The organism is Corynebacterium sp. KPL4035, assembly GCF_037908325.1.
GTDB classification, from domain to species: domain Bacteria; phylum Actinomycetota; class Actinomycetes; order Mycobacteriales; family Mycobacteriaceae; genus Corynebacterium; species Corynebacterium kefirresidentii.
In genome coordinates this window covers 150565-177383 of sequence record NZ_JBBMGF010000001.1, presented here as the reverse complement: position 1 = coordinate 177383, position 26819 = coordinate 150565, and the positions used below count along the sequence as shown (strand labels likewise).

General features: G+C 59.8%; 24 protein-coding genes. 9 read left to right on the top strand and 15 right to left on the bottom strand.

The window, feature by feature from the left end:
• Window positions 1–24 precede the first annotated feature (24 nt).
• Window positions 25–966 carry a hypothetical protein gene (locus tag WMP96_RS00815; protein ID WP_023021221.1) on the top strand — a complete coding sequence of 314 codons (942 nt, stop codon included), beginning with the start codon at window positions 25–27 and terminating at the stop codon, window positions 964–966.
• Here WMP96_RS00815 and WMP96_RS00810 read toward each other — a convergent pair whose 3' ends face one another.
• The gene (locus WMP96_RS00810) at window positions 967–1617 is read right to left on the bottom strand and encodes a hypothetical protein (protein ID WP_301715616.1); all 651 of its coding nucleotides are present in this window, start codon (window positions 1615–1617) and stop codon (window positions 967–969) included. It lies immediately after the preceding gene.
• 108 nt (window positions 1618–1725) lie between these two features.
• Here WMP96_RS00810 and WMP96_RS00805 point away from each other — a divergent pair, with 108 nt between their 5' ends.
• Entirely contained in the window at window positions 1726–2613 is an 888-nt protein-coding gene (locus WMP96_RS00805; protein ID WP_301715615.1) for an asparaginase, read from the top strand.
• A gap of 4 nt (window positions 2614–2617) precedes the next feature.
• Here the strand turns inward: WMP96_RS00805 and WMP96_RS00800 are convergent, their stop codons facing one another.
• Entirely contained in the window at window positions 2618–4006 is a 1389-nt protein-coding gene (locus WMP96_RS00800) for a DNA polymerase IV (RefSeq protein WP_301715614.1), read from the bottom strand.
• A gap of 158 nt (window positions 4007–4164) precedes the next feature.
• On the opposite strand from WMP96_RS00800, the gene WMP96_RS00795 reads away from it, so the two are divergent.
• The 6 genes from WMP96_RS00795 to WMP96_RS00770 all read left to right on the top strand — a co-directional run bounded on the left by WMP96_RS00795 (window position 4165) and on the right by WMP96_RS00770 (window position 10436).
• Window positions 4165–5145, top strand: a complete 981-nt coding sequence (locus WMP96_RS00795) for an ABC transporter ATP-binding protein (RefSeq protein ID WP_200288878.1) — start codon at window positions 4165–4167, stop codon at window positions 5143–5145.
• A 9-nt stretch (window positions 5146–5154) separates the two neighbouring features.
• Window positions 5155–6216, top strand: coding sequence for an ABC transporter substrate-binding protein (locus WMP96_RS00790; protein WP_301715613.1), 1062 nt, complete (start codon window positions 5155–5157; stop codon window positions 6214–6216).
• 3 nt (window positions 6217–6219) lie between these two features.
• Window positions 6220–7884: an ABC transporter permease gene (locus WMP96_RS00785; RefSeq protein ID WP_301715612.1), complete on the top strand. Its 1665-nt coding sequence runs from the start codon at window positions 6220–6222 to the stop codon at window positions 7882–7884.
• Window positions 7874–8497, top strand: coding sequence for a metallophosphoesterase (locus WMP96_RS00780; protein ID WP_301715611.1), 624 nt, complete (start codon window positions 7874–7876; stop codon window positions 8495–8497). The genes WMP96_RS00785 and WMP96_RS00780 overlap by 11 nt, the downstream gene beginning before the upstream one ends.
• A gap of 65 nt (window positions 8498–8562) precedes the next feature.
• Window positions 8563–9207: a GntR family transcriptional regulator gene (locus tag WMP96_RS00775; protein ID WP_023021215.1), complete on the top strand. Its 645-nt coding sequence runs from the start codon at window positions 8563–8565 to the stop codon at window positions 9205–9207.
• Window positions 9204–10436, top strand: coding sequence for an MFS transporter (locus WMP96_RS00770; RefSeq protein ID WP_301715610.1), 1233 nt, complete (start codon window positions 9204–9206; stop codon window positions 10434–10436). The genes WMP96_RS00775 and WMP96_RS00770 overlap by 4 nt, the downstream gene beginning before the upstream one ends.
• A 69-nt stretch (window positions 10437–10505) precedes the next feature.
• Here the strand turns inward: WMP96_RS00770 and ileS are convergent, their stop codons facing one another.
• A complete protein-coding gene (ileS, locus tag WMP96_RS00765; RefSeq protein ID WP_340431859.1) occupies window positions 10506–13676 on the bottom strand; it encodes an isoleucine--tRNA ligase in 3171 nt (1056 codons plus the stop codon).
• A gap of 287 nt (window positions 13677–13963) precedes the next feature.
• Between ileS and WMP96_RS00760 the strand changes: the two genes are divergently transcribed.
• Window positions 13964–14965, top strand: coding sequence for an HNH endonuclease signature motif containing protein (locus WMP96_RS00760; protein ID WP_023021212.1), 1002 nt, complete (start codon window positions 13964–13966; stop codon window positions 14963–14965).
• 49 nt (window positions 14966–15014) lie between these two features.
• Here WMP96_RS00760 and WMP96_RS00755 read toward each other — a convergent pair whose 3' ends face one another.
• The 12 genes from WMP96_RS00755 to murD all read right to left on the bottom strand — a co-directional run bounded on the left by WMP96_RS00755 (window position 15015) and on the right by murD (window position 26807).
• Window positions 15015–15236 (bottom strand): zinc-binding dehydrogenase, encoded by a 222-nt coding sequence (locus tag WMP96_RS00755; protein ID WP_239204357.1) that lies wholly within the window; start codon window positions 15234–15236, stop codon window positions 15015–15017.
• A gap of 99 nt (window positions 15237–15335) precedes the next feature.
• Window positions 15336–16511, bottom strand: coding sequence for a DivIVA domain-containing protein (locus tag WMP96_RS00750; RefSeq protein ID WP_239204359.1), 1176 nt, complete (start codon window positions 16509–16511; stop codon window positions 15336–15338).
• Between the two features lie 204 nt (window positions 16512–16715).
• Window positions 16716–17009 (bottom strand): YggT family protein, encoded by a 294-nt coding sequence (locus WMP96_RS00745; RefSeq protein WP_239204361.1) that lies wholly within the window; start codon window positions 17007–17009, stop codon window positions 16716–16718.
• A gap of 76 nt (window positions 17010–17085) precedes the next feature.
• Entirely contained in the window at window positions 17086–17538 is a 453-nt protein-coding gene (locus WMP96_RS00740; protein ID WP_340431853.1) for a cell division protein SepF, read from the bottom strand.
• Window positions 17539–17642: 104 nt separating this feature from the next.
• Window positions 17643–18341 carry a YggS family pyridoxal phosphate-dependent enzyme gene (locus WMP96_RS00735; protein WP_340431851.1) on the bottom strand — a complete coding sequence of 233 codons (699 nt, stop codon included), beginning with the start codon at window positions 18339–18341 and terminating at the stop codon, window positions 17643–17645.
• Window positions 18341–19072: a peptidoglycan editing factor PgeF gene (pgeF, locus tag WMP96_RS00730; protein ID WP_301715607.1), complete on the bottom strand. Its 732-nt coding sequence runs from the start codon at window positions 19070–19072 to the stop codon at window positions 18341–18343. Before pgeF ends, WMP96_RS00735 begins: the two co-directional genes overlap by 1 nt.
• A gap of 24 nt (window positions 19073–19096) precedes the next feature.
• Window positions 19097–20416 carry a cell division protein FtsZ gene (gene ftsZ, locus WMP96_RS00725; protein WP_023021205.1) on the bottom strand — a complete coding sequence of 440 codons (1320 nt, stop codon included), beginning with the start codon at window positions 20414–20416 and terminating at the stop codon, window positions 19097–19099.
• A 311-nt stretch (window positions 20417–20727) separates the two neighbouring features.
• Complete coding sequence (locus WMP96_RS00720) at window positions 20728–21399, bottom strand: cell division protein FtsQ/DivIB (RefSeq protein ID WP_301715606.1); 672 nt, start codon at window positions 21397–21399, stop codon at window positions 20728–20730.
• Entirely contained in the window at window positions 21399–22862 is a 1464-nt protein-coding gene (murC, locus tag WMP96_RS00715; RefSeq protein WP_301715605.1) for a UDP-N-acetylmuramate--L-alanine ligase, read from the bottom strand. The genes WMP96_RS00720 and murC overlap by 1 nt, the downstream gene beginning before the upstream one ends.
• Window positions 22863–23963 carry an undecaprenyldiphospho-muramoylpentapeptide beta-N-acetylglucosaminyltransferase gene (gene murG / locus WMP96_RS00710; protein ID WP_340431847.1) on the bottom strand — a complete coding sequence of 367 codons (1101 nt, stop codon included), beginning with the start codon at window positions 23961–23963 and terminating at the stop codon, window positions 22863–22865.
• Between the two features lie 23 nt (window positions 23964–23986).
• Window positions 23987–25387, bottom strand: coding sequence for an FtsW/RodA/SpoVE family cell cycle protein (locus WMP96_RS00705; protein ID WP_248099881.1), 1401 nt, complete (start codon window positions 25385–25387; stop codon window positions 23987–23989).
• A 28-nt stretch (window positions 25388–25415) separates the two neighbouring features.
• Window positions 25416–26807 (bottom strand): UDP-N-acetylmuramoyl-L-alanine--D-glutamate ligase, encoded by a 1392-nt coding sequence (gene murD / locus WMP96_RS00700; RefSeq protein ID WP_301715603.1) that lies wholly within the window; start codon window positions 26805–26807, stop codon window positions 25416–25418.
• Between the last annotated feature and the right edge of the window lie 12 nt (window positions 26808–26819).

The following is a 26819-nucleotide window of genomic DNA, read 5'->3' as shown; positions in this document are numbered from 1 at the left end:
GGAGCGTCCGGTATTTTGGTAAGCGTGTTTCGAGTCAAAGTTTTTGCAGCCCTGACCACAGCCGCCGTAGCGCTTACGGCGTGTTCCTCTGAAAAGCCAGGCCCGGCGGTGGAACAACCCGTAGGCCTGACCATCGACGCCCCGCGCGTCACCGTGGATAATCCCGGAACCGGAGAGAAAAAACTCCTGGAATACCGCGATATCGACTCCACGCAGGACCTAAACTACCGCGTTACCGAGGGCTTTGCGCAGGACCTGCTCAAAAAGTCCGCAGCTGAGAAGTTTCAGGCCGCCGACGTCGATTCCACCACTACTACCCTGCCGCTATCGGCCAAGGTAGAAAAGGCCAGCGAGGACGTCGAAGACCAGCTACCAGCCAGCCGCAATGCCTTCGTCACGGCCGGAACTCCAGAATCTACCGGAGATAAAGACGTCTCCTCGGCGGAGGGATTCCAATTTGGTTGGCGTGGCCAGGACACCGGCCAGATGAATTCGCTGCGCTTAGCCGCGCCCCAGAATGCCACGGATGACGCCCGCGGCTCCGTCGAACAGGCGATTATGAAGCTGACGGCCCTACCCGTAGTTTTCCCTACCGAGGAGGTGGGCAAGGGCGCGAGCTGGTCGGTGGATTCGCGCGTGACCGGCGAGTCTACCCTGCTGCAGACCACGCGCTATACGGTCGATTCCATCGATGGCGACCGAGTGAAACTAAACGTAGAGGTAGAACAGCGGCCCTCGCTAGGCGCACTGTCCTTTGAAGGCCAAGCCCAGGGCACGGAGCTGGAGAACAAAGAGCTCAAGGTTTTAGATTCCAGCACCAAATCCAAGGGCAGCATCACGGTGGATTTGAGCAAGCCGCTGCCCGTAGACGGTGACGTGTCCTTCGACACTAAGGTCATTTATGGTGCCGCCGGCTCGGAGCTGCGCGTGGTGCAGTCGAGCCTGACGGAGCTGAACTTTTCCTAGTTACTCGGCCGGGGCTTCTACAGGAGCCTCTGCCGGGGCCTGCTCGGCACCAGCAGCGGGGGCATCGCCTTCCGCGGGTGCACCGTCGCCCTCGGCCGGAGCCGGGGCAGGTGCGGAGGCACCGGCGCCAGTGTCCGCACACATTTCTGGAACTTGCTCTGGCTGCACCGTGTTTTGGATAAGCGTGCAAGCCCAAGCCTTGGAAAGCTTCCAGGTGCCATTTTCATACACAAACTCCACCTGGTCTGCGGTCTGCTGCTGACCATCAGCGGTGGTGAAGTTCACGGTGGTAAGCACGGACTGCGGGTCATAGCCCGGCAGTACAGGATCCACGACCTCGAATTCAGCGCCGGATTCCGCCTTGGATTTTGCCATGGTGTCAAAGATTTCCGGCGCGGTCTCGCCGCCTTGCACGGTGGAGGTCTTTTCTTGCTCGGAGGCATTGGGGTCGGTGGCCTTGGCCAAAATTGCGTTTAGGTCGGCCGGGGACGGCAGCGCGGGGGCGGCGGAATCGCCGTCCGAGGAAGCGGATTCCTTTGCCTCGGTGTTGGCGGCGGCGGAATTGTCCTGCTCATCGTCGGAAGAGCAGGCGGCCAGGGCGGTAGCCGCGGTCAGTGCGAGGCACGCGGCGCTAAACTTGCGGAATTTCAATTCTAACTCCTCACGTGTGGGTTCCAAACTCCCATCAGTTTACAGCTGCACCACCCTTTTCCGGATTGCGCCCGCCGCGTGGACGCAGATTTCTTTAACCTTAGGTACATGACCCGAATTGCTTTGATCGCCACCGGCGGCACAATAGCGTGTACCACCACAGCCGATGGTTCCCTTGTTCCCACCGTCTCCGGCGCGACCCTAGCCGCCGATATCGACGCCGAGGTAGTGGAGTTTCGGCAACTCGACTCCTCCTCTATCACTTTGGCGGACCTCGATGAGCTCATCGCGGTGGTTAATTCCCAAACGTCGCGGGAGGACATCGACGGTGTAATCATCACCCATGGCACCGACTCGATGGAAGAGACCGCGTTGGCACTGGAGATTTTCTGTAGCGGTGCAAAGCCCATCGTGCTCACGGGGGCGCAGCGTTCCTACGATCACCCCGCGGCGGACGGCCCTAGCAACCTGCGCGATGCCCGCGATCTTGCAGCCAGCGGGCGCGCCGGGGTGTTTATCTGCTTTGGCGGTGCGAGCATTCCGGCGCGCGGTGCGCGCAAGCGGCACACTAGTGACCTGCGCGGATTCGAGTCTCTGGGTATCCCTGGCACCACGCCGCGCCTAGCTCCTGCCCCGCTGGCGCCGCATCCGGTGGAGATCATCCCAGCCTATCCGGGAGCTGGCCGCCTGCTGGTTGATGCCGCCGCCAATTCCCCTGCCAGCGGCCTCATTATCGAGGCCATGGGCTCGGGCAATATGGGCGAGGACATGGGCCGCGCGCTTGCCGACGCCCTCCGCGCCGGCCTCCCCGTCGTCATTTCTACCCGCACGCCCTACGGCCCAACAGCGCTGGCCTACGGCGGCGACGGCGGTGGCGCGAGCCTTGGGAAACTGGGCGCTATTAACGCCGGGTCTTTCCGCCCGAGCCAGGCGCGAATCTTGCTGGCAGCGGCACTGGCCACTGACACCGACCCAGCTGAGCTATTCCGACAGTAAATGCTTAGTCTTCGGTGGTGAGCCAATCCTGCCAATCAAGCGAGTCGAGCGGATCCGCCGGCGCGAGCGCGGGGTCATCGGCCGCGAATGACTTGGTACGGCCGGGCCCCGTGGCACGGGTTTCAAAGCGCACGCTCACTACCCCATGCCCGGCGCCCTGAATCCAGCCGTGGCCGTATTCGGGGTGGAATACGTCTTGCGTTGCGTGCCACTGGCTATCGGTTTCTTCTTCCACCGTCACCGTCGGTGTCGGTACTGGCGGCGCAACGTCGTCGCTCACTCCGGTTTCATAGTCCGTATCTGCCGGCGCGGGCCGCACGATTTCGCGGTCCAATTCCGGGAAGAGCACGTCCTGGCGGGCGGTTTCTAACCCGGAATAGCTCACTCCCACTAGGCGAATGGGCCCGAGCTCATCGGGATAGCGGGCGAGCTTGAAGGCGGCGGCGGTGAGCACGGCGGCGTCGTCAGTCGCGTACGGCAAGGTAGTTGAGCGTGACTCAATGTGAAAGTCCGCCATGCGCAGCTTCACCGTCACGGTGCGTGCGCCACGCCCATCCTTAAGCAGCCGGCGGTGCGCGTCCTCCGCCGCGCGGGCTATAGCTGCATCGACCTCCGGCACGGTTAGCAAATCCTTCGGGTAGGTGTGCTCGGTAGAAATCTGCTTAGAAATAGCGCGCGGCGCTACCTCTCGGTCATCAATACCGCGGGCCAGCTGCCACAGCTGCAGACCTACCACGCTGCCGATAGAAATCTCCACTTCCTTGCGCGTCATCGCCGCGAGCTGTCCAATGGTTTCCACCCCAATGGAATTCAGCTTCGCGCCGGTCACTGGGCCGACTCCCCATAACTTGTTCACCGCAAGCGGGTGCAACATCTCAAGCTGGCGCTCGGCCGGGATGACGAAGGTGCCATCGGGTTTCGCCTCGCCTGAGCCAATCTTGGCAAATTGCTTACCCGAACCCGCACCGATGGAGCACGGCAGCCCCGTTTCCTTACGGATGAGCGCGCGCAATTCATCCGCCCAGCGCTTGACCTCATCCGCGCTCGCGCCTTGCAGGGCGGCGGGTTCCATAAAGGCCTCGTCGATGGAAAGTTGCTCGATGACCTCCACGTGTTGCGCGATGATGTCGAATACCCGGCGCGAGGCCGCCGAATAGACCACCCGGCGCGGCTGCACCACTACCGCACGGAGCCCAACGAGCTGCTGCGCGCGGTACATCGGCATGGCCGAATGCGCACCGTACACGCGCGCCTCGTAGGAGGCGCCTGCCACCACGCCGCGTCCGCTGGTTCCGCCCACCAAAACCGGACGCCCCCGCAGCGTAGGCCGGGTCAGCTGCTCGACGGAGGCGAAAAACGCGTCCATGTCGATATGTAAAACCCAGCGTTGCATGCGGCCCAGTCTAATAGGCGTACCTCTACATGCACTCCTGGGTGTTTGCGTGCCGTTAATTAAAGCTTTAATCCCCTTCCATCTTCACGTCACCCACATGCAATATTACGGCCTTATCTTTTTCGAGGTTATTTCTTGAAGAAAGTATTTCGCTGATTATGGACTCACCCCACGTCATCTTGCGCGGCGTTAAGCGCGAATTCGCCGATAATACGGGCCTCCACGAGACCGATCTGAGCATCAACCGCGGTGAATTCGTCTCTATTCTCGGACCTTCCGGCTGCGGCAAGTCCACCCTGCTGCGTTGCATAGCCGGATTAGAAACGCCTGACGCGGGAACCATCTCCTTCGGAGAGATGGAGGTATTTGGCCCACGAACCAACGTAGCCGTCAATAAGCGCCGGCTTTCGATGGTCTTCCAGGACCTCGCACTGTGGCCACACATGACGGTGGAAAAGAACATCGAGTTTCCGCTGACCACCCCAGGCAATAAGGTGGCGGCAGGCCAACGGGCCGAGAAGGTCCGAGCCTGCATGGACATGGTGGGTATCGCTTCCAAAGCGAAGGCGCGGCCAAACCAACTTTCCGGTGGCCAACAGCAGCGCGTTGCCATCGCCCGCGCGTTGGTTTCTAATCCAGATGTCCTGCTTATGGATGAGCCGCTGTCCGCCCTCGACGCCGCGCTGCGCGTGCAAATCCGCGCAGAGCTCACCCAGCTGGCACAGGAGCTGGGGCTGACGGTCATCTACGTCACGCACGACCAAGCCGAGGCACTTGCCATGTCGGATCGCGTCGTAGTTATGACTCAGGGCCATATCGAACAATTCGCGGATCCAGTCACCCTTTACGAACAGCCGGCCACCGATTTCATCGCTGGCTTCGTAGGCACCATGAACCGCCACCCACAGCTACCCAGCGTACGTCCAGAAAATCTCACCGTCACCACTGCGGAGGAGGACACCGGCGCCTCCCCGCGCCGGGTCGAGGCGCAGGTTCTTGGCGCTCACTACATCGGTGGGCGCTACGAGTTGCGCTGCAATGTTCCCGGGGCCGAGGAGCCGTGGGTGGCATATTCACCGCGCCGCATCGCTCGCGGCGAGACCGTCCACCTCAACTATCCATCTTCTCTTTCTGCATAGGAGCCACACATGTTCACCAAAAAGTTTACTGCCGCTATCGCTACCACCGCTGCTGGAGCGCTCGCCTTGACCGGTTGCGGGTCCGTTGAGGACAGCACCGAAACCGCCACCGACGAGTCCACCTCTTCTGCTGAGAAGTGGAAAGCGCCTGAAGGTCTATCCGGCGAGGTGGATTACTACTCCGCTAACCCACAGGGTCTCACCGACGCCCTCGTGGAGGCCTTCGAAGAAAAGACCAACGTCCACGTCAATGTTTTTGCCGACACCACCGGAAAGATCACCGCCAAGCTCAAGGCAGAGGAGGCAAACCCGCAGGCTGACGTCGTCTACCTCGCCTCGTGGGCGGCAGCTAGCAAGCAGGACAAGTCCGGCGCTCTTGAAAAGTACACGCCGGAGGGAGCGGACAAGATTGAGTCCAAGTGGGCGTCGGAAAGCGGCACGTTTACCGGCCGCGATGGTTCGGCTCTAGCACTGGTAACCAACACCAACGTCGTGGACGAGGCCCCGAAAGACTGGGAGGACCTCACCGATGAGAAGTACAAAGACCAAATCATCATGCCGGACCCGCGCGAATCCGGTACCGCAGCCGACCTCATCGCGGCCATGGTGGACCAATGGGGCGAGGAGAAGACCTGGGACCTCTTTGACAAGCTCTTTGACAACGGCATGATCGTCCAAGGTGCCAATGGCCCAGCGCTCGACCAGGTCACCTCCGGTTCCCGTGGCATCGTCCTCGGCGGCGTTGACTACTCCGCATACTCCGCGCAGAAAAAGGGTGAGCCGCTCGAGGTCGCCATCCCTACTTCCGGTACCACGGTCACCCCGCGCCCAGTCATGATCCTCAAGTCCTCCGATAACAAGGAAGCCGCAGAGGCCTTCGTGGACTTCATGTTCTCCGAAGAGGCACAAGAAATTTCCGCCTCCAAGAACATGATTCCGGCCAATAAGGACATCGCTCCAAAGAATGGCCCGAAGTTGGATGAGATTAATACCCTCAACGATGACCTCGATGGCCTGGTTTCTCAGTCCAAGGACATCAAGGAAACCTTTGCCAAGCGCTATTTGAAATAACCAATGAGCTCCACCACCACTCCCCGACGTCGCCTTGGGATATACGGGATCCTTCTTATCTTGCTCGCCCTCGTCGCCGCACCACTGGCTTCCGTGTTGGTCAACGCGGCCGTGGGCTACCACGATGAGCCCTCAGCCCTAGGCAACATTGTCCAACCGGGCATGCTGCACATCCTTGGCAATACCATCTTGTTGTCCGTGCTGGTCGTGGCTTTTGCCACGCTCATGGCCGCCCCGCTCGCTTTTCTACGTGCGTGGACGCGCTTTAGCTCGGCCAACTGGATCGAGATCGCCGTCATGATCCCGTTTATGACTCCGCCCTTTGCGGCGGCAATGGCGTGGATGGATTTCACCCGCCGCGGTGGTGTCGCAGAGATGCTTCTCGGCCACGGCGCTGGCAAACTCGCCCACGATGTCATTTACTCGGTGTGGGGCATGGCCTTCATCATGGCCGTGGAGCTTTTCCCTTTCTTATATCTCATCCTGCGCACCTGCCTGAATTGCATTCCAGCGTCAACGTTGGAGATGGCCCAGGTAGCCGGCGCGAGCCGCTGGCAACAGGCCGTGCGCATCATCGCCCCAAATGTTATTGGGCCATATTCCCTTGGTGCACTCATCATCTTCATCAAGGCCGCCGGCGAGTTTGGCACCCCAGTTACGTTGGGCAATGCCATCGGATACAAGGTGCTCGTCTCCTCTATTTATGAAGACGTCACCATCGACCCCCTCGACTTTTCCAGCGCCGCCGCGTCCTCTTCGGTTCTCTTTGCCATTGGCGTGGCTGCGTGGGCATTCCAACAGTGGATTTCGCGCCACGATCTCACCGGCGGCGGACGTGTAAGCCGCCCCGTGCTCATCCGCCTCAGCCCAGTCGGCTCTATCCTCGGCGCACTCATTGCCGCAGTCATCCTCTTGGCCTCGGTGGTCATTCCCTATCTTTCCATCACTTTGTCCGCGATGACCATCCTGCGCTCGGCCCCACCTACGCTCAATAACCTCACCTTCGATTACTTCTCCATCGTTGTGCAGATGCCCACCGCACAGGAAGCGCTGATTCGCTCCATCGGCCTGGGCGCCCTTGGCGCCACCGCTGCCGTAGCACTAGGTGTCCTCGTCACGGTGTTCACCCGCCGCCAAAGCTTCATAGGCGCAAAGCTGAGCGATTTCTTGGCCGTCGCCCCCGATACCGTGCCGGGCATTGTGCTGGCCATTGGCTTTATTTTGCTGTGGAACTCTCCTTGGCTGCCCTGGTCGCCCTACGGCACGATGGGCATGCTGGTCATGGCTTTTACGGTGCTCTTTTTGCCCATGACTATTCAAAATATCAAGACTTCAGCCGAGTCCATCTCCCCCACCATGTACGAGGCCGCCGCGATTTCGGGTTCCTCAACTCTGCAAACTTTTGGGCGCATTACCCTGCCCTTGCTTGCTCCTGGCATCTTCGCTGGCTGGCTCCTCGCCTTCTTCGTAGGAATCCGCGAGCTGGTCATGTCCTCGCTCATTCGCCCCAGCCAGGTCAACCTCTTGGCTCCGTGGATTATGAACCAATTCGATCAAGGACACCGTGCCGAGGCCATGGCTATGACGCTCATCGGTGTCGGAACGTCCACAATTGTCTTGGTAGCTATCACGTGGTGGCAAAACCGAAAGGCCGCACATGCCCGCTAGCATTTTTGTCTTTGCCGATCTGCACCTAGGCCGCGCGGGCGCCCCCGGCTTGGACTGGGCCCTGCAGGCACTCGAGGTTGCCGCCAACAGAGGGGCCACAGCGTGCGTGTGCTTGGGCGATATCATTGACCGCAACGCTAACTCGGCCGAGTTTGTGCCTCAGGCCCGCACCGTTATGGCCCATGCTGTCACTTTGTTCAGCGAAGTCCACTTCATTTCCGGCAACCACGATACCCACCACCACCTGGACTTCCCGCCCGAGGTGACAGTCCACGGCACGCAGGTGCATACCTTTCGCATAGGAAACACCACGGTCCTAACCGCAGCGGTGGCCACCGATCCGGACCCGCGCCGCCTCCAGCTTCCTCCCCGCCGCAGCAACGGCCCCGTCCTCGGCCTCCTACATTCTTCCGTCACCGGTGAGTTTTCTAAAGGCACCTGCCTGCCGCTTTCCGTGGCTGAGCTACAGGCCTGCGAGGCCGATGCCTGGATCCTTGGGCACGTCCACACCCCGCACACGCTTGCCGACGCCCCCTTCATCGGCTGGGTCGGCATGGGCCACGGCTTACTCTTCGACCCCGATACGTGCCACGTCACACGATTGCCTAACTAGATTCGTTCCCCACAAAGTACACCTTCACGCTTGCTTGCATGCAAGCTTGTATGCAAGATGGATGCATGTCCAATGAACGAATGCAACCCGCTGCGGAGCGTGCCTATGACTTCGTCAAAGAGAAGATCATTGACGGCTCCTTCGAGCCCTCGCAGATGCTTTCCGAGGCCTCACTCGCTACCGAGATGGGGATTAGCCGCACCCCGATGCATGAAGCCTTTTTGCGCCTAGAGGTCGAAGGCTTCCTCCAGCTCTACCCCAGGCGAGGTGCACTTATCGTGCCGATTAGCCCGCAGGAAATCCGCGAGGTCTATGAGGCGCGCTTACTCGTAGACAGGCACTGCGCCGAAAAAATCTGTGCAATGTCAGATGCCGAGCGCGCGGACATTGCTGATCAGCTGGATGCGACCATCGCGGAGCAAGACACCGCCCTAGACGGCGCAGACCTACGCGCCTATGCCCAGCTGGACGCACGTTTCCACCAGATCATCATGGATGGCGGGGCAAATAGCCTGCTAGCCGGGCTGGGACACCAGCTGCGCGAACGCCAGCAGCGCTTTACCGCCACAGCCATTGGCCGCAATGTGGCCCGTGCCCGCACCTTCGTGGACCAGCACCGCACGCTTGCCGATGCCCTCCGCACCGGCGACCTCGACGCCTACCTCTCCACATTGGACACCCACCTAACCAACTCAAGGAATCAACTATGACCGAAAAGTTTGCCCAGCACTCATGGTTTCCCGTCGCCGGCAGCATGGTTGCCGTGGCGTGGGGCGGCAATGAGTTCACCCCCCTCCTAGTTATGTACCGCGAGCAATCACACTTCTCGCAGGTCACTGTCAACGGGCTCCTAGCCGCTTATGTGCTCGGCATCGTGCCGGCGCTGCTCATCTCTGGCCCGCTTTCGGACTACATCGGGCGCCGCCCCACAATGCTGCCTGCCGCACCCCTATCACTGCTGGGTTCATTCCTACTCTCCATCGCGCCGAATGAGCCCCTCGTCATCGCCGTGGGCCGCATCATGTGTGGCTTGGCTCTAGGCATCGTCATGGCGGTCGGCTCCACGTGGGTGGCGGAGCTTATCACCCGCGCCGGCGGCGACCCCGCTGCTGGCCCGCGCCACGCTTCGATGTGCCTAACCCTAGGCTTTCTCATCGGCGCTGGCCTCGCATCGGTGCTGGCCCAATGGGGCCCGTGGCCAACCCATCTGGCCTATATCCTGCACATTCTCCTCACCGTAGCCACCGCCATCTGGTTGATGAATACCCCGGAGACTCGCCCACCACGTGGCGCCACGGTAAAAGATACCTTCCTCGACCTGAGCATCCGCGACATGCTGCGCATGCTGCACATTCCCTCCGCAGCCCACCGCCGCTTCGTGCGCATCGTCTTGCCGGTAGCACCGTGGGTCTTCGGCTGCGCTGGTGCCGCCTACGCGCTCTTGCCCCAACTTTTGTCCAAGTCTGCCAGTGAAGCACCCATTGCTTTCTCCGGCCTCATGACTGTTATCACCTTGGGCTGCGGCGTTGGCGTCCAAATGCTCGGCAAGGTCATTGACACCAGCCGGTCCGCCCGTGCTTCCGCGGTGGCAATGGGAGTTATCACCGTAGGCACCATCCTCGGTGCGGTTGCCTCTAGTACCCGTTCGCTGCCGCTCGGTATCGCCGGCGCAGCCGTCATGGGTGCAGGATATGGCCTAGCCCTTGTCGCCGGTCTATCCGAGGTCCAGCGCATCGCCCGCCCTGAAGAACTCGCTGGCCTCACCGCCGTGTACTACTCGGTGTCCTACACCGGCTTCTTTATCCCCATGGCCTTCAGCGCGCTCGCCCCGCTGCTCGGCTTTACCACCCTATTCCTCATTGGCGCCGTGCTTGCACTGTGCTGCCTAGTTAACGCGGTCTTCGGCTGGCGCGCTCACCTGCCCGGTCCAGTCCGCTAAGTCCTATCACTCATAAAAATTGCCCAGCCACGCCGGCTGGGCAATTATTTTTAGGTGGCAGCTAGCGCGCTACTGCTTGACGACGGTAGCGCTAACCCCCTTAACCACCTCGTGCACGCCCTCGCCATCAAGCGCCTCGGTGGTCACTTGGAAGTCGGTGGCGAGTACTTCACCGGCTATATGGTCGGCGTGACGCTCAGCCCATGCCTTCTTCGCCTCCGGTACGGCAAGTACGGCCGCGATGCGATCCGAAACCTCGAATCCAGAAGCCTTGCGGGCGTCCTGGAGGCCACGGATAACGTCAGCAGCCCAGCCTTCGGCCTCGAGCTCTTCGGTCACCTCAGTATCGAGTACCACAAGGCCATCGAGCCCGTCGATACGCGCGGTCGACTTCGGGTTCGCCGCCTGCAGGCGCTCCGTGTACTCATCCGGACCAAGCACAATATCGCCGTCAACTACTACCTCATCGCTGCGGCGCTCATAGTTGCCCGCCTTAAGGTTCTTGATGGCGCGCTGCACATCCTTACCCAAGCGCGGACCAGCGACCTTGGCATTGCAGACTACCTGGAAGGTGCCCACCGAATCGACGTCATCGGTAAGCTCAACTTCCTTAACGTTGACCTCGTCGCGAATGATATCGGCAAAGCCCGCCAAACGCTGTGCCTCTTCAAGAGCCACCGTCAGCTTCGGCAGCGGCAAGCGGTTGCGCAGTTTATTGGACTTGCGCACCGACGATGCCGCCGAGGCTACCGCACGGGTCGTATCCATCGCAGACACCAGATCTGCATCGGCTGGGTAATCCGCGGCCTGCGGGAAGTCCGCCAAGTGGACGGAACGCTCGCCGGTTAGCCCGCGGTAGATAACTTCCGCCACGTGCGGCAAAAGTGGCGCGACCACGCGAGTCACGGTTTCCAACACGGTGTACAAGGTATTGAATGCCTCAGGATGGGCTTCCTCTCCCTCCCAGAATCGCTCGCGCGAGCGACGCACGTACCAGTTGGTCAAAACGTCTGCGAACAGGCGCACCTCTTCGGTTGCCGTAGCGATATCGGTATCGGCAAGCGCCGCGTCCACCTTAGCTACGACATCGTGGATTTTAGCCAAGATATAGCGGTCCAGAACATGCGTAGAGGTGGTGTCGACCTTAGCTTCCTTTTCCGCGTAGAGCTGCAGGAACGTATAGGCGTTCCAAATAGGCAAGATAGCCTGGCGCACGCCCTCGCGGATGCCCTGCTCGGTCACGATGAGATTGCCTCCGCGCAGGATAGGCGAAGACATAAGGAACCAGCGCATGGCATCCGAACCGTCGCGGTCAAAGACTTCATTGACGTTTGGATAATTGCCCTTGGACTTGGACATCTTGAGGCCATCGTTGCCCAGCACGATGCCGTGGGCTACGACCTTCTTGTATGCCGGACGATCAAACAGCGCGGTGGACAGCGCGTGCATCACATAGAACCAGCCACGCGTTTGACCGGAGTACTCCACGATGAAGTCAGACGGCGAGTGGGTTTCAAACCACTCTTTATTCTCGAAGGGGTAGTGCTTCTGCGCGAACGGCATCGAGCCGGACTCGAACCAGCAGTCCAATACGTCCGGCACGCGGCGCATCATAGACTTGCCGGTTGGATCGTCCGGGTTCGGGCGCACCAACTCATCGATGTGCGGGCGGTGCAGGGACTCCGGGCGGACGCCGAAGTCACGCTCCAGCTCATCCAAGGAGCCGTAGACATCCATGCGTGGGTAATTGTCATCATCGGACATCCAAACCGGGATTGGCGCACCCCAGTAGCGGGTACGCGAGATATTCCAGTCGCGCGCCCCCTCGAGCCACTTGCCAAACTGACCGTCCCGAATGTGCTCCGGCAGCCACTCGATCTCATTGTGGTTGAGCTCCACCATGCGATCGCGGAACTCGGTTACCTTCACAAACCAGGCTGGCAGAGCCATGTAGATTAGCGGCTCACCCGAGCGCCACGAATGCGGGTAAGAGTGCTCGATGGTCACGTGGCGCACCACTCGCCCAGCGGCCTTCAAGTCCTTGATGATGTCCTTATTGGCATCAAAGACCAGCTGTCCCTCATACGGCGGTACCTGCGAAGTGAACTTGCCGTCCTCGTCCACTGGGATAACCAGCTCGATATCGTACTGGTTAGTGGTATTCATATCGTCTTCACCAAACGCCGGAGCCTGGTGAACCACGCCGGTGCCGTCCTCGGTGGTGACGTAATCAGCAACCAATACCTGGTAAGCATTGCGCAAATCCGGGAAGAAACCAAAGATCGGCTCATAGGTAAAGCCCTCGAGCTGCGCGCCGGTAAAGGTCTCCAGTACCTCGGCCTCACCTAGTTCCTTTTCCAAGGTAGCCAGCAGGTTTTCCGCCATGATGAAGGTACGGCCAGCGAAATCACCCTCGGTGGCCTTAAAGAGCGCGTAGGTAACCTCTGGGTGAACCGCCAAAGCCTCATTAGAAGGCAAGGTCCAGGGGGTGGTAGTCCAGGCGAGGAAGGAGGCGTCGGCAAGCGCGGGGTGCTCCGCCAGCGTCTTTTCTGCCGCGCTTCCCTCACGAGCACCCTCCACAGGGAAGGTAACCGTCAGGGTCGGATCCTGGCGCATCTTATAGGAATCATCCAGTCGGGTCTCCTGGTTGGACAGAGAAGTATGCTCTGCCCAAGAGTAAGGCAGGACACGGAATCCCTTGTAGATCAGGCCTTTGTCATAAAGCTCCTTGAACGCCCACATGACCGATTCCATGTAGTTGATGTCCATGGTCTTGTAGCCGTTATCAAAGTCCACCCAGCGGGCCTGGCGGTTGACGTATTCTTCCCACTCGTCGGTGTATTCCAACACGGACTTAGCGCAGTATTCATTGAACTTTTCCAAGCCCATGTCCTCGATCTGCGCTTTATCAGTAATACCCAGCTGCTTTTCCGCTTCCAGCTCGGCGGGCAGACCGTGGGTATCCCAGCCGAAGACACGAGGCACGTAGTTGCCTGCCATGGTGCGATAGCGCGGAACGATATCTTTTACATAACCGGTCAACAGGTGACCATAGTGCGGCAAGCCATTAGCAAAGGGAGGGCCATCATAGAAGATGTATTCTGGGCAATCCTTTGTCTTTTCTAGCGAAGCCTGGAAGGTATCATCCTGCTTCCAGTACTTCTGAACTTCCTCTTCCATATCCGGGAAGCGACTTGAGCCTCCGGTCATGTCAACCTTGGGGTAAATCTTTTTCGCCATTACAATCCTTCACTCATCACTCGGTGCAGGGACGCGCCTGTCAGGCTCGCGGTACCACCCTGCTTGAGCCCGAAGGCTCCGCTTCGTTTCGGTGAAGGAGTTGACGGTCCCACCCGTTCAGTTCTACTAGGCCGCACTGGCTGTTCTTCTGAATTGCTCCCCGGTGATGGCCGGATCACTGCATGTAGCACAAAGTATAGCGCCCCAGAATCTTCGTGCACAATAGTTATCCACAGGCTAAAAATTTTCCCTTGTGGGGGCTTGCGCGGGGCAATAAATTGTGAGTCGTGAACGCGCTAGATACTTACCTCGCAGCCATGGCACCTGGGATGGACATCGTCCTTGGGTGCGCAGGCATGTCTGAGGACGACCTCTGCGCACGGGGCGCTGCCGAAAAGACTGCCCGCGAGCTGGCCTTGTTAAAGGAAGCATACTGCGGCACGACCAAGTTCACGGGGAAACGTCGCCGCGCTATCGAAGGCGCCCAGCACAATGGGCATTCCATTGTTGCCTTATCCATCATTGAAAAGTATGCGCGGAAAATGCCTACGCTTTTCGACGCCTGGGTTCTCCGCGAACAACTCTGCACTACCAAGGCCACAGCAGGGGCGCTGGAGAAGCTGGCTCAGTCCAAAGTCCCGAAGAAAAAGCGCACCGTGAAACCAGGCGTGCGCATCATCCGACGCAAAGATGCTCCGTGGACGCTTGCGATCGATGGATCGTCTTCGTTTATTGCGGATTTGCACGCAGCGGTAGAAAACCAGAATAAAAAGCCGCTAGATGTGGTGGAAGATACCTTCTTCGGGGACGATAGCGCACAACGGAGCACCGTAGTAACCAATGTTATCGTGCGGCTGGAAGATTACGTACGCATCGTCAACGGTGACGGTGAGGAAATCACCCTGCAGATGACAAACGGGGCAACGCTTTCGGGTGCGCAATACTTGCGCCGCACGTTAAAGGAACATGGACTCATCACGCTGGTCAGCCCCTACGAAGGCGCGGTGAACCTGTATCGCACGGAGCGCTTCGCCAATGCTAAGCAGCGATTGATGGCGGGTGCAGAAAATCCTGTGTGCCCGTGGCCGCGGTGCGCTAAGCCCGCCGACGAATGCCAAATTCACCATTTGGACCCCTGGCTACAGGGTGGATTGACCAATATCGCAAACTTATCCACAGCCTGCGCCTACCACAATGGAGCCAACGACGACGATCCCAACGCCCCGCCGCTACGCGGACGGCTTAGCCGCACGAATGGACAGATTCGGTGGCAGCCCCCTGACTGCTAGGACAAGACCGCGAAATAAGGCGCCTCGAGCGCCTTTTTGGCGTGCCATTTTAGTTCTCGCGTAAAGCCTCGCGCAACGAATCTTGCTCAGGGTGTTGTGCTGCCCGGGCTTTATCGCTGCGGTGCTTATGCGCCCAGTCCAGAATAAAGCACACCAGACCGAGGCCAGCGGCGGCGAATACGACATACAGCGACCAATCGGCTCCCGAGATGACGAAATTGACCAAGGCTACGAATGCCACGAGGGCGAGAACTAAGGCGGCAACAAGCACAATGGTTCCTTTCGGTTAGGTCGGGATAGAGCACCACGGTCTAAAACAACAATAGCGCCCCCGCAGCGGTGGCGGGGGCGCTAGAGAGAACGCGGTGGCTTAGTTATTGCCAGCTTCGCCGTTCGGTGCGGCGGTGCCGCGAGTAGCCAGCTCTTCCAGCTGAGACTCGAGCAAGGTCTTCAGGCGAGTGCGGTACTCGCGCTCGAAGGTACGCAGCTCGGAGATACGAGCCTCCAGTGCGGTCTGCTGCTGCTTGACCGTGTTCATAACCTCGGTGTGCTTGCGCTCAGCATCGGCCTGCAAGGAAGCAGCCTTCTCCTCAGCCTGACGGATTTGTGCCTCAGCACGGGAGGACGCATCGGACTCGGTCTGCTTTGCCTTAGCCTCGGCGTCAGACACCAGCTTCTTGGAGCGGGAATCCGCGTCCTGCAGCTGGGCATCGTACTTCTTCTGGGCGTCGGCAAGCTGCGCCTTGGAACGAGAGTCTGCGTCGGTCAGCTGCTTCTCGGCGGCGGTGCGTGCCTCCGACAGCATGGACTCGGACTCCGCACGGGCCTCGGAGGTCAGGCGGTCTGCCATCTCCTGTGCCAGACCCAGAACGCGAGCGGCCTGCATGTGGGTTTCTGGGGTAGCCAGACCATCTGCAGTCTGAGCTGCACCAGCGCCTGCAAGGCCTGCAGCTGCAACGCCGGCCTTGGAAGAACCAGCTGCGGAAGCGGACTTCTTCAGCTCATCATTTTCCTTCTTGGAAGCCTCAAGGTCCTTCTTTGCCTGTGCAGCCTCTGCACGAGCTGCCTCGGCTTCCTTCTTTGCCTGTGCTGCCTCATTGCGAGCGGCCTTCAGGTCTGCAGAAGCGGAAGCGGCAGCAGAGCCGGTCTCCTGTGCCTTGGAAGCCTCCGCCTGGGCTGCCTTTACCTGTTCGCGCGCCTTCTTGGTTTCTTCCTTAGCGCGGGACAGCTCGGACTTGGAGTCCGCCAGCTTGGTTTCGTACTCGGCGCGCAGCTTGGCCTCAATCTCCTTGCGCAGTGCAGCCTCATCGGTACGAGCGGACGCTGCCGTTGCGGTACCAGCGGCACCGGCGCCAGCGCCAGCCTTGGCCTGAGAGTTGAGATCGCTGACCTGTGCCTGTAGGTCTTCGTTCTCATCCTGCAGCTGGGCGAGCGCATCCTCTACGAGGTCGAGGAACTGATCCACCTCGTCTTCGTTGTAGCCGCGCTTGCCAATGGGCGGCTTGCTGAACGCGACGTTGTGAACATCAGCTGGTGACAGTGGCATGTCTTCTCTTCCCCTTCAGGTTGATACAACCCCGGAGGTTCCAGGGCCTTAGGAGCTGCGGTTCAGGTCTAACTAAACCTTCCCCACAAAGGTACATGTGGTTCATAATACGGGTTATCGCGATTTATCGTAACCAAACGACCACAATAATCGACGCCCCGCCGAGTCTCAACGTTTACCACAGGTTGCGAGGCGACGGGGGTGCTAACCGAAAAATACGATTTGCAAGATTCGTGTAAGTATCGAAAGCAAAATAAATAGCACGAGCACCGATACGTCGAGGGCCACCCCGCCCATCTGGAGCGGCGGGATCAAACGGCGTAGCGCCTTTACCGGCGGATCCGTAATTACAAACAGTGGCTCCGCCACAACCATAAACCAACGTGGCGGGTTAAACTGCCGGGAGAAGGATTGAATCATCTCAATGATGATGCGGGCGATGAGAACCCACGTATAAATCTGCACGAGCAGGATAAGAATAATTCCGAGTTGTGTCACAATAACCGAGCCTATCTAATAGACCCCCGCAGGTACCCAATCGGCACCCCGCGGGGGTCAAGAGAAACTTACCGCTTTAGCGCAGGCCGGCGGCGCGCTCGAGCTCGTGCCTAGCGATGTCCGCAGACTTCGGCACGATAGAAAAGACCTTGCGCTCGGTATCCAATCCCTTGGTGAGGTTAAGCATGCGCCCTTCCAAGCCGAAGCAGAGACCGGCAGCGAAGTCGATGAAGCGCTTTGCGGTGGCCTTGTCGGCGTCGGTAAGCTCAAAGACCACTGCGTCGCCGTCGCGGAAAGGCTCGCCCACCTTGGCAGCGTCTTTGAAAGACGTCAGCGAAATAGCCACGATGGTCGGCACAAACTCTTCTTTCACCGGAGCAGGCTCATAAGACTGCGGAGCACGACGCGGGGCGTAGGCGGAGGAGGCATTTTCGGAATAACGCGGCTCCTCGCTGTAGTAGGCATCGTCTTCTTCGATGTCCACCGGGCCCAGCCCGAAGAAATCCTTCGTCTTATCAATGAATGACATTTTTGGGTCTCCCTCTGACCTAAATTTGTACAAGTCTAAACGCGCAAAATGTGTCTAGTGTGACTCATGTGATTTACGCTGTGAAATGCGCTTTTGCAATGCTTTCAACCTACTGGCCGCGGCCCCATGATACTGGTTCCGACACGCACGATATCGCTGCCCGCAGCAATTGCTTCGGCCATGTCCGCGCTCATTCCAGCAGACAATTTCAGCGGGCGCTTCAGCGCGGCAGATAGCCGGTCGACCTCATCTCGCACACCGCGAAAGACCTCGTCCGCATCGGCGTCGAGGGGCGGGACTACCATGAGGCCAGCGAAGTCGAGATGTTCGCTTCCTTCTACTGCTTCGACGAGCTCGTCGAGCGCGTGGCGAGAAACGCCTCCGCGAGCGTCATCGCCATCGGCAGACACTTGGACAAAGACCGGCAGGTTGCTCTCGCGTTCCCCTCGTTCCTTTGCCAAGGCGACGCCCCGTTCCAAAGCCTGAGCAAGTTTGAGGGAATCAAGCGAATGAACGCTGGCCGCCCAACGAGCCACGTGATTGGCCTTTTTGGTCTGGATCTGGCCGATCATATGAAAGCGCAGCTGTGGCAGTTCAGCCGCTTTGGCGCGAGCTTCTTGCTCCCGGTTTTCGGCAACGTCACTAACCCCGAGTTCAGCAAGAAGGGCGATATCCGCAGCTGGATGAAACTTCGTCACCGGCAGTAGCTGCGGGGGCTTGCGGTCTGCTTGCGCCGATAGCCGTTCAATTTCGGCTCGAGTGGCGGCGAGAATTTCTCGAAGCTGTGCTTTACGGTCTGCCATTAGTTAGCCTCCAACCAGATCAGCCCGGCCTGGCGGCCGGTCGTGCCTTCGCGGCGATAGGAAAAGAAGTCTTCGTCTTCAATTGTGCAGCGCGGATCGGATTCAATCGCGGTGATGCCAAGCTCCATGAGCTGGCGGATCAAACCTGCGCGAACGTCAATTCCCCAGGTTCCTGTCGACGTCCGCGTCTTCGAACCGGGCAGCCGACGTTCTACATCCTCAGCCATCTCCTTCGGGACTTCGTAGTTTTTGCCGGAGGCAGCTGGTCCCATAACCACCTGGATGCGCTCGGGCTGAGCGCCGAGTTTCTCCATTTCGCGCACGGTATTGACGACGATGCCGTTGCGGGCGCCCAAGCGGCCGGCGTGGGCGGCGGCGATGACACCAGCGGCGACGTCGACAAGCAGAACCGGCGTGCAATCTGCAACAAGGACGCCCAAGCCAAGGCGGCGCTGCGTGGTGACAATCGCGTCGGTGGCTGGCACAGGTTCATCCTGTGGACCATCGATAACGGTGACTGTATTGGTGTGTAGTTGTTCCATCCACACGATATCGTCCACGCCGGTCACGCGTTTTAGGCGATCTCGATTCGCAGCAACCGCGGCGGGGTCATCGCCAACATGGTGCCCTAAATTAAAAGAGTCATATGGAATAGCAGACGCCCCGCCGGCACGGCTGGTAAAGACCATGCGGACGGGGCGTTTGGTGCGATGTTCCTCGTTTACTGGCATGCACACCAGCGTAGCGCTTTGCGCTTAGCGCATGAAGGAAGGCACGTCCAGATCGTCGTCGCCATCATCATCGCGGCGCTGGGATGGGCGAGACAAACGGTAGTCATCACGACGCTCCTCGCGGGAGAAACGGTCAGAATTGGTGAACAGACCGGTAGATTCTGGGCGGCGCTCCTCGGCAGGGCGCTCTGGGGTGTAGCGCTCCCGCTCCTGGCCGGCACGCGGCTCGTAGGAGTGGCGCGGGGAGTAGTCATCTTGTACCGGCTCGGCCGCACCAGGCTGTGCCGGAGCCGGGGTGACGGGCTCTGCGGCCGCGCGCTGGCGATTGTCAAAAAGGGACCCTGGCTTGCGCTGTTCCTGCTGCTTCTGCGGTTGTGCAGCGGCCTGGGTCATATTGGCCTCGGCATCAAAGCCGGTGGCAATGATGGTGATGCGGATTTCATCACCCAAGGTGTCATCGATGATGGTACCGAAGATAAGGTTGACGTCTTCGTCAGCGCGCTCCTCCACCATGGAAGCCGCGGCATTAACCTCGTGCAGGCCAAGGTCGGAGCCGCCGGCGATGGACAACAGCACGCCCTTGGCGCCTTCCATCGTCGATTCCAATAGCGGGGAATTAATGGCCTGCTCGGCAGCGGTCATGGCGCGATTATCGCCGCGGGCAGAGCCGATGCCCATCAGGGCAGAGCCGGCGTCGGACATGACGGAGCGGACGTCGGCAAAGTCGACGTTGATCATGCCTGGGATGGTGATCAGATTGGTAATACCCTGCACACCATTGTGCAGCACCTCATCGGCGGCGCGGAAAGCCTCAACAATGGAAAGCTCTTCCCCACCGAGCTGCATCAGGCGGTCATTCGGAATAACGATAAGCGTATCGCATACCTCACGCAGCTCTTCGATGCCGGCCATAGCCTGGCGGGTACGGCGGGCACCCTCGAACTTGAACGGACGGGTGACAACGCCCACGGTCAACGCGCCCATCTTCTTCGCGATGGATGCCACAACCGGAGCGGCACCGGTGCCGGTACCGCCGCCTTCGCCAGCAGTCACGAAGACCATATCGGAGCCTTGCAGGGCGTCTTCGATTTCGGACTTATGATCTTCTGCGGAGGTCTTGCCCACCTCAGGATTAGCGCCGGCACCGAGGCCACGGGTGGCCTCGCGGCCGATATCCAGCTTGGTATCGGCATCAGAGAAGATGAGGGCCTGAGAGTCAGTGTTGATGGCGACGAACTGAACGCCCTTGAGGCCTTCTTCGATCATGCGGTTGACGGCGTTGACGCCGCCACCGCCGACGCCGACGACCTTGATATCCGCGAGATTGTTATTGGAAGAGATCATGTGAGTTGGTCTCACCTTTCGCTACTTTAAGTCTGCACGTGCATTAAACGAGGAATGTAATGCGGTCCGCCGAAGGCGAATCGCGTTCCTTTCCATCTTTAACGACAGCCGTGTAATTTTCACGCACATTTTGCGCGTGTCGAGACCCTCAAGTTGCACTTTAGGGTTGTTCACCTGCGGTTTTGTTAGTCACACCCGCACCATCCGCCCCACGTTGGTGCCAGAGCAAAAGGCCCCTGCAGCGCACGCGCTTAAGCGGCGCTGCAGAGACCAGAGAGGGGATAAAAAATGCGCGCGGGGGCACCCGTCCCCTATCCGCGGGTGGTGACCAACTCAGGGTTGGAAATATTCCACTCGCGACCTTCCATCTTCAACACGGTGGCAAAGGCACGCGCCTTGTCATCATCATTGGAGTCGCTCGCACCCCAAAAGACGCGGCGGCCATCCTTAGTGGTAAAGACGAGCGAGTATTCATCGGCCACATCAAGGGTTCCTACTTGGTTGCGCAGATCATCCGATAACGCAGCGATCGCGCGCACCGCGTCTTGGGTTTGGCGGGAGCCGCTATCAACAGAACCAGTAACCTCAACCGCGCCGGCGGGAGGCTCCGCGGAGGTAAATTCCTCGCCCTTATCATCAATCAGGAAAGGCTTATTATCGCGCTTTACAAAAGCCACAGCCTTGTGTTCTTCCACATTGATAGTCAAGGTGGAGGGAAAATCGCGCGAGACAGTTACCGAATCAACCCACTCCAATCCAGCAACACCGGAGGCTGCCTTGCCAGCATCTACGCGCAGGAGGTTTTCTCCTTCGGCAACCCCAGCGGCCTCCTCTACCTGCGCGGCATCAAGCTGCTGGGTACCTTCCACCTGAAAATGGCGGACTTTTAAGATGGGCACCGTCCATACTACAACGGCAATGATCAAGGCTACGACAACGACAACTGCGCTGATCCCGGCAATGAGCTTGGTGGATACGCGCACTAGCTCGCCCGCAATTCATCGAGAATTTCTGCCGCGACCATAGTTACCGAGCCAGCACCGATGGTCAGCACGACATCGCCAGGTTCTACGAGCGAAACAACGTCGCGGGCAGCGGCAGAAAAATCTGGTTCGAAGATGACCTGCATGTCGCTTGGCATCTTATCGGTAATGATGCGGGAGGTAATTCCCTCCACGGGTTGTTCGCGCGCGCCGTAGATGTCGAGGACTACGGCGGCGTCGGCAAGCGAGAGCGCTTGGGCAAACTCGGCGTCGAATTCCATGGTGCGCGAGTACAGGTGCGGCTGGAAGCAGGCGATGACACGGCCGCCGTGGCCTTCGGCCTCAACCTTTGCCCGAGCGGCGCGCAGAACTGCAGCAACCTCGGTGGGATGGTGCGCATAGTCATCAAAGACGCGCACGGGCTTTCCCTGCTTGTCGACGCTCCCCCGGTACTCAAAGCGCCGGCGCACACCGCTAAAATCAGCCAATCCCTCAGCAATGGCAGCCGGGGCGCCACCGGAAAGCACACCAGCCAACAAGGCACCCATCGAGTTAAGCACCATGTGGTGTCCCGGGATCTGCAGCTCGTAGCGCACAGTTTCAGAGATGCCAGGAAGGTTAACCTTTACGGTGGTGTCCATCCCTTCAGCGGTGGTCTCCTCGCGTTCCAGCTCAGCGGCCAGCGGCACGGTAGAGGTAAAAGACTTGTCCGCTGCGCCATAGGCCACGACGTTGATGCCGCGCTCCTGCGCACGCTCGCCTGCTTGGGCGGCGTGCTCATCCTCGGCGCAGACAACAAGATAGCCGGTATCTGGGGTGACCAGGCCAGCAAAGTCATCGAAGACCTTGAAGTAAGCCTCCTCGCTGTGGAAGAAGTCGAGGTGATCGGGCTCGATGGTCGTCAGCACCGCAACATCGGGGCTGTAGCGCAGCAGGGAGGCATCGGATTCATCAGCCTCGGCGACAAAGGCCTCACCGGTGCCGCCGTGGGCGTTGGTGCCCGCGCGATTGAGCTGGCCGCCGATGGCAAAGGAAGGATCGAGACCTGCGTGTTGCATCGCACTCACGGTCATCGACGTAGTGGACGTTTTGCCGTGCGTGCCGGCTAGCAATACCTGCTTGTGGCCTTCCATCAATGCGGCGAGCAAATCGGAGCGGCGGATGACGGGGATATCGTTTTCCTGCGCGGCTACTAGCTCCGGATTGTCTTGCGGAATGGCAGCGAAGGAAGTCACCACGACGGTCGGCAGTTCACCCGATAGGCGCAGGTTTTCGGCAGCGTGCCCGATGGCGACCTTCGCGCCCATGGTGCGCAGCACCTCCACCGGGGTGGAGTCTTTTACATCGGAACCGGTAACCACGGCGCCGCGCGTGGCAAGAATTCGCGCCAGCCCCGACATGCCAGAGCCACCAATGCCGATAAGGTGAACGCGGTGGAGATCGTAGTGTGCGGGATCAGTCATTTATTTTTCCTTCCTTCCGGCGGCGGTTTCGGCCTCGGACACGCGGGCAGCGATGCGGTCTGCGATGGTATTGGCCACGTCGCCGGCGCTGGCGTGGGCGGCGGCATGCGTCATCGATGCTAGACGTTTAGGGTCATCGAGAATGCCGCGCACCTCAGAGATAAGACGCTCAGGGGTCAGCTCCGCATCGGGAATCTGGATGGCAGCGCCCGCCTCGACCACTTCACGGGAATTGAGCGCTTGTTCACCGTTACCATGCGGCAACGGCACGTAAATCGCTGGCAGCCCTGCGGCAGATACTTCGGCAACGGTCATAGCACCGGAGCGACATACGACGAGATCGGCTACCGCAAGGGCCGAGCCCATATCCTCGATATACGGCAAAGCAGCGTAGTTCGGATGTGCTGCGGGCTCTTCATTCTTCTTGCCATAAGCATGCAGGAGCTGGAAGTCCTTGGCTAGGTCTTCCACTGCCCCAGCAACCGCGCGGTTGATGCTGGCTGCGCCTTGGGAGCCGCCAGTAAAGAGGACGGTGGGAAGCTCGGCCAAGTTCCACTTGGTGCGCGCGCCTGCAGCAAGGGTCCCCTCCGGGTCCTCCGCCAAGCTCGGGCGCACGGGAATGCCCACGACCTCACCCGGCATTCCGGAGTCCGGGTGGGCGTTTAGGCCGATGCCGCCCATTTTCACGCCGAGCTTATTGGCGATTCCGGCTAAGGCATTGGTTTCCAAAACATAGAACGGGATCCCGAGGGAACCCGCAGCAATATAGGCTGGGCCGGCCACGTAGCCGCCGGTGCCAAAGACAACGTCTGCTTCGACGTCCTTGAGTACCTGCTTGGCCTCCCTCACCGCGCGGGAGAGGTTAAACGGTAGCTTGAAAAGCTGCGCGTTGATTTTGCGCGGAATCGGCACGGGGGTAATCAGTCTAAGGTCCACGCCTCGGGCGGGAATGATATCGCGCTCAAGGCCCTTTTCGGTACCGAGAGCAGTGATGCGAGCGCCGTGGCGCTCACGCAAAGCTTCGCCCACGGCAAGGGCGGGTTCAATGTGTCCGGCAGTGCCGCCACCTGCAATGACGACGGAAATAGGCGTGGAATTCATAGCCTAAAGGCTACCAGCGCCACCTATCGATAGCGGCGCTCGGCGCGCGGATAGCGGCGGCCGCTTCCAGTCACCGGGCGACCAAATTGCTCTTCGCGCACACGGGAGCGTGGCTCCTGCGGGCGGGCGTGACGCCCCCGCTGCTTCTTTTTCGGCTTAGACACCGGCTGCGGCTCGCCGATGAAAAAGAGGCGATCAAAAAACGGGCGGCCAAAGTTCTGCATTGCGGAAATCTGCATCGGCTCGTGGCGCGCTACATTGCACAGCACGCCCATCGAACCGATGGTGATAATCGCCGCGGTACCGCCGGCGGAGATCATGGGCAGCTGAATACCGGTCACTGGCAGCAGGCCAATGACATAGCCAATATTGACGAAGGCCTGGGTAACCACACCGATGGTCAACGAGGCGGCGAGCAAAGATTGGAACTGATTCTGTGCCCGCATCGCGGTGCGCAGGCCCACATATCCCAAAGCGGCAAAGAGGAAGATAACGAGCGCGCCGCCCCACCAGCCAAGCTCCTCACCCACGATGGCGTAAATAAAGTCATTCTTCGCCTCTGGCAGGTAGAACCACTTGGCGCGGGATTGGCCGATACCAACGCCCCAGAAGCCGCCGTCGGCAAGCGAGAGAAAGCCCTGATAAGACTGGAAACCAGTGCCTTGAGTATCGGAGATATTGCCCAACAAGGCGTCGAAATAGGTGTGGAAGCGATTCGAGCGGAAACCGCCTTTCAAGAAAATCCCGATCAACCCCAAGACCGCGGCAACGCCGATCGTTGCGGGGACTCTCCAGTCAACGCCGGCGAAAATGAGGGTAAAGACCACCACGATGGCGAAGGACAGCGCCATGCCCATGTCCCCTTGACCGACGATGAGCAAAAACATTCCTGCAGAAATAAAGGAATACATCATGAAGGGGTCAGAAAGCTTCATGGATTTGTGTTCCTTGTCGGCCAGGACGCTCGCACCAAACATGCCTACGGCAATGCGCGCGAGCTCCGAGGGCTGCAAGGAAAACGGACCGAGGTAAATCCACGACTGCGAACCCACCTCTTCACGGCCGGTGCCTACACCGGGGATGAGCACCGCAATGAGCAAAATAATAGAAAGACCCACGATCCACGGCACGCATTTGCGCAAAGTATGTGGCGAGACCTGCAGGCCCAGCCAAAAGGCAAGGAGACCAAAAAACACCATGACGCACTGCCGTAGCGCCTGGTTCCACACCCCGCCGTCCTCGGTCAATGACGTGGCCATTGAAGAGGAAAAGACCATGAGCACACCAATGCCCACGAGCGTGAAAATGATAAAGCGCAACAGCTGGTAATCTAGGCCGGCCTGCTGGCGGGCTTGCTCGCGCAGCTCACGAACGCGGTCGCCAAAGCTCTTGGAGCGCGGGCGCTGCTGGGAGGTGGCCATCATATGTTCTCCTGATCTTCAATATCAAGCTCTAGTCACGGGTGAGCTCCCGCGCGGCTGCGGCAAAGAAGTCACCGCGTTGAGCCATGCCGGTATACATATCCAACGATGCCGCAGCCGGTGCCAAAAGGACGGTATCCCCGGCTTCGGCGTGTTGCAGTGCAGCATCCACCGCTGCATTCATGGCCGCGGCAGGGTCGTTGCTTTCGATAACGTCTACAGGTGCATGTGGTGCGTGTTCGGCCAGTGCCTGGGCGATTTCTTGCCTATCCGCGCCGAGAACTACCGCGGCCTTGATTAGGGCGGCGTGCTTGGCGACGAGCCCGTCTACCTCCGCCCCCTTCAACTGCCCGCCGGCAATCCATACAACGGAATTGAGCCCTTTTAGCGCTGCATCCGCTGCGTGTGGATTGGTGGCCTTGGAGTTATCGATGAAACTGATGCCGGAATGCTCATGAATCACAGCGCCACGGTGCCCGGCGACGGTATACGCTGCCAGCCCCTGCGCGATGGAGCGCGGGCTAGCGCCTGCCAAGCGCGCGACGCTTGCTGCGGCTGCAGCGTCCAAGACTCCTGCCAAGCCAGCGGGCTCGATACCCTCGGCGGAAGCGAGATCCTCCCGCTCCTGGGTGAGCCGAGAGAGAAGGCGGCCGGCGCTTACGCCTACCTCCCCCTCTGCAGGTTCAGCGGCGGTAAAGCCGTATAGATTAGCTGTATTCTCGGCGTAGCGCACCGCCGCGGCATCGTCCTTGCCCACGACGGCGGCTTGGCCGTCGAGCACCTTGGCTTTGGCCTGCGCATAAGCGTCGAACGAGCCATGCCAATCGAGGTGGTCTTCTGCCAAGTTCAACAGCACGCCCACATCTGGGCGCAACTGGCTAGACCAGTGCAGCTGGAAAGAAGAAAGCTCGGCACAAAGGACGTCGACGCGAGGGGTGGCGGTGAGGGCGTCGAAAAGCGAAACGCCAATATTGCCCACCGCCAGTGCGCGCTTGCCGGTGCGCTCGGCATCGGCCTGCATAATCTGGGCCAACATTCCGGTGGTGGTGGTTTTGCCGTTAGTTCCGGTGACCACTAACCAGGTGCGCGGTGCCCCGAAGACGCCGGATCGGTCCAAGCGATAGGCAAGCTCCACATCGCCGATCACCTCTACCCCAGCGTTCTGAAAAGCAACCAACAAAGGCGAGTCAGGACGCCAGCCGGGCGAGGTAATCACGAGGTCAAACTCGCTTTGGGCAGCGGAGTCAACGGAAACCGTAGCTACGCCGTAGTCCTCCGCCAACGCCTCTAGAGCATCTTCGTTGGAATCTGCCACGGTAGTATCCACGCCGAGTCTGGTGAGCATAGCGACGCAACCGCGCCCGGATACTCCCGCCCCAGCCACGAGCACGCGACCGCGCAAGGAGGATGGCAACTCGGTCATCTGTTTTTCCGC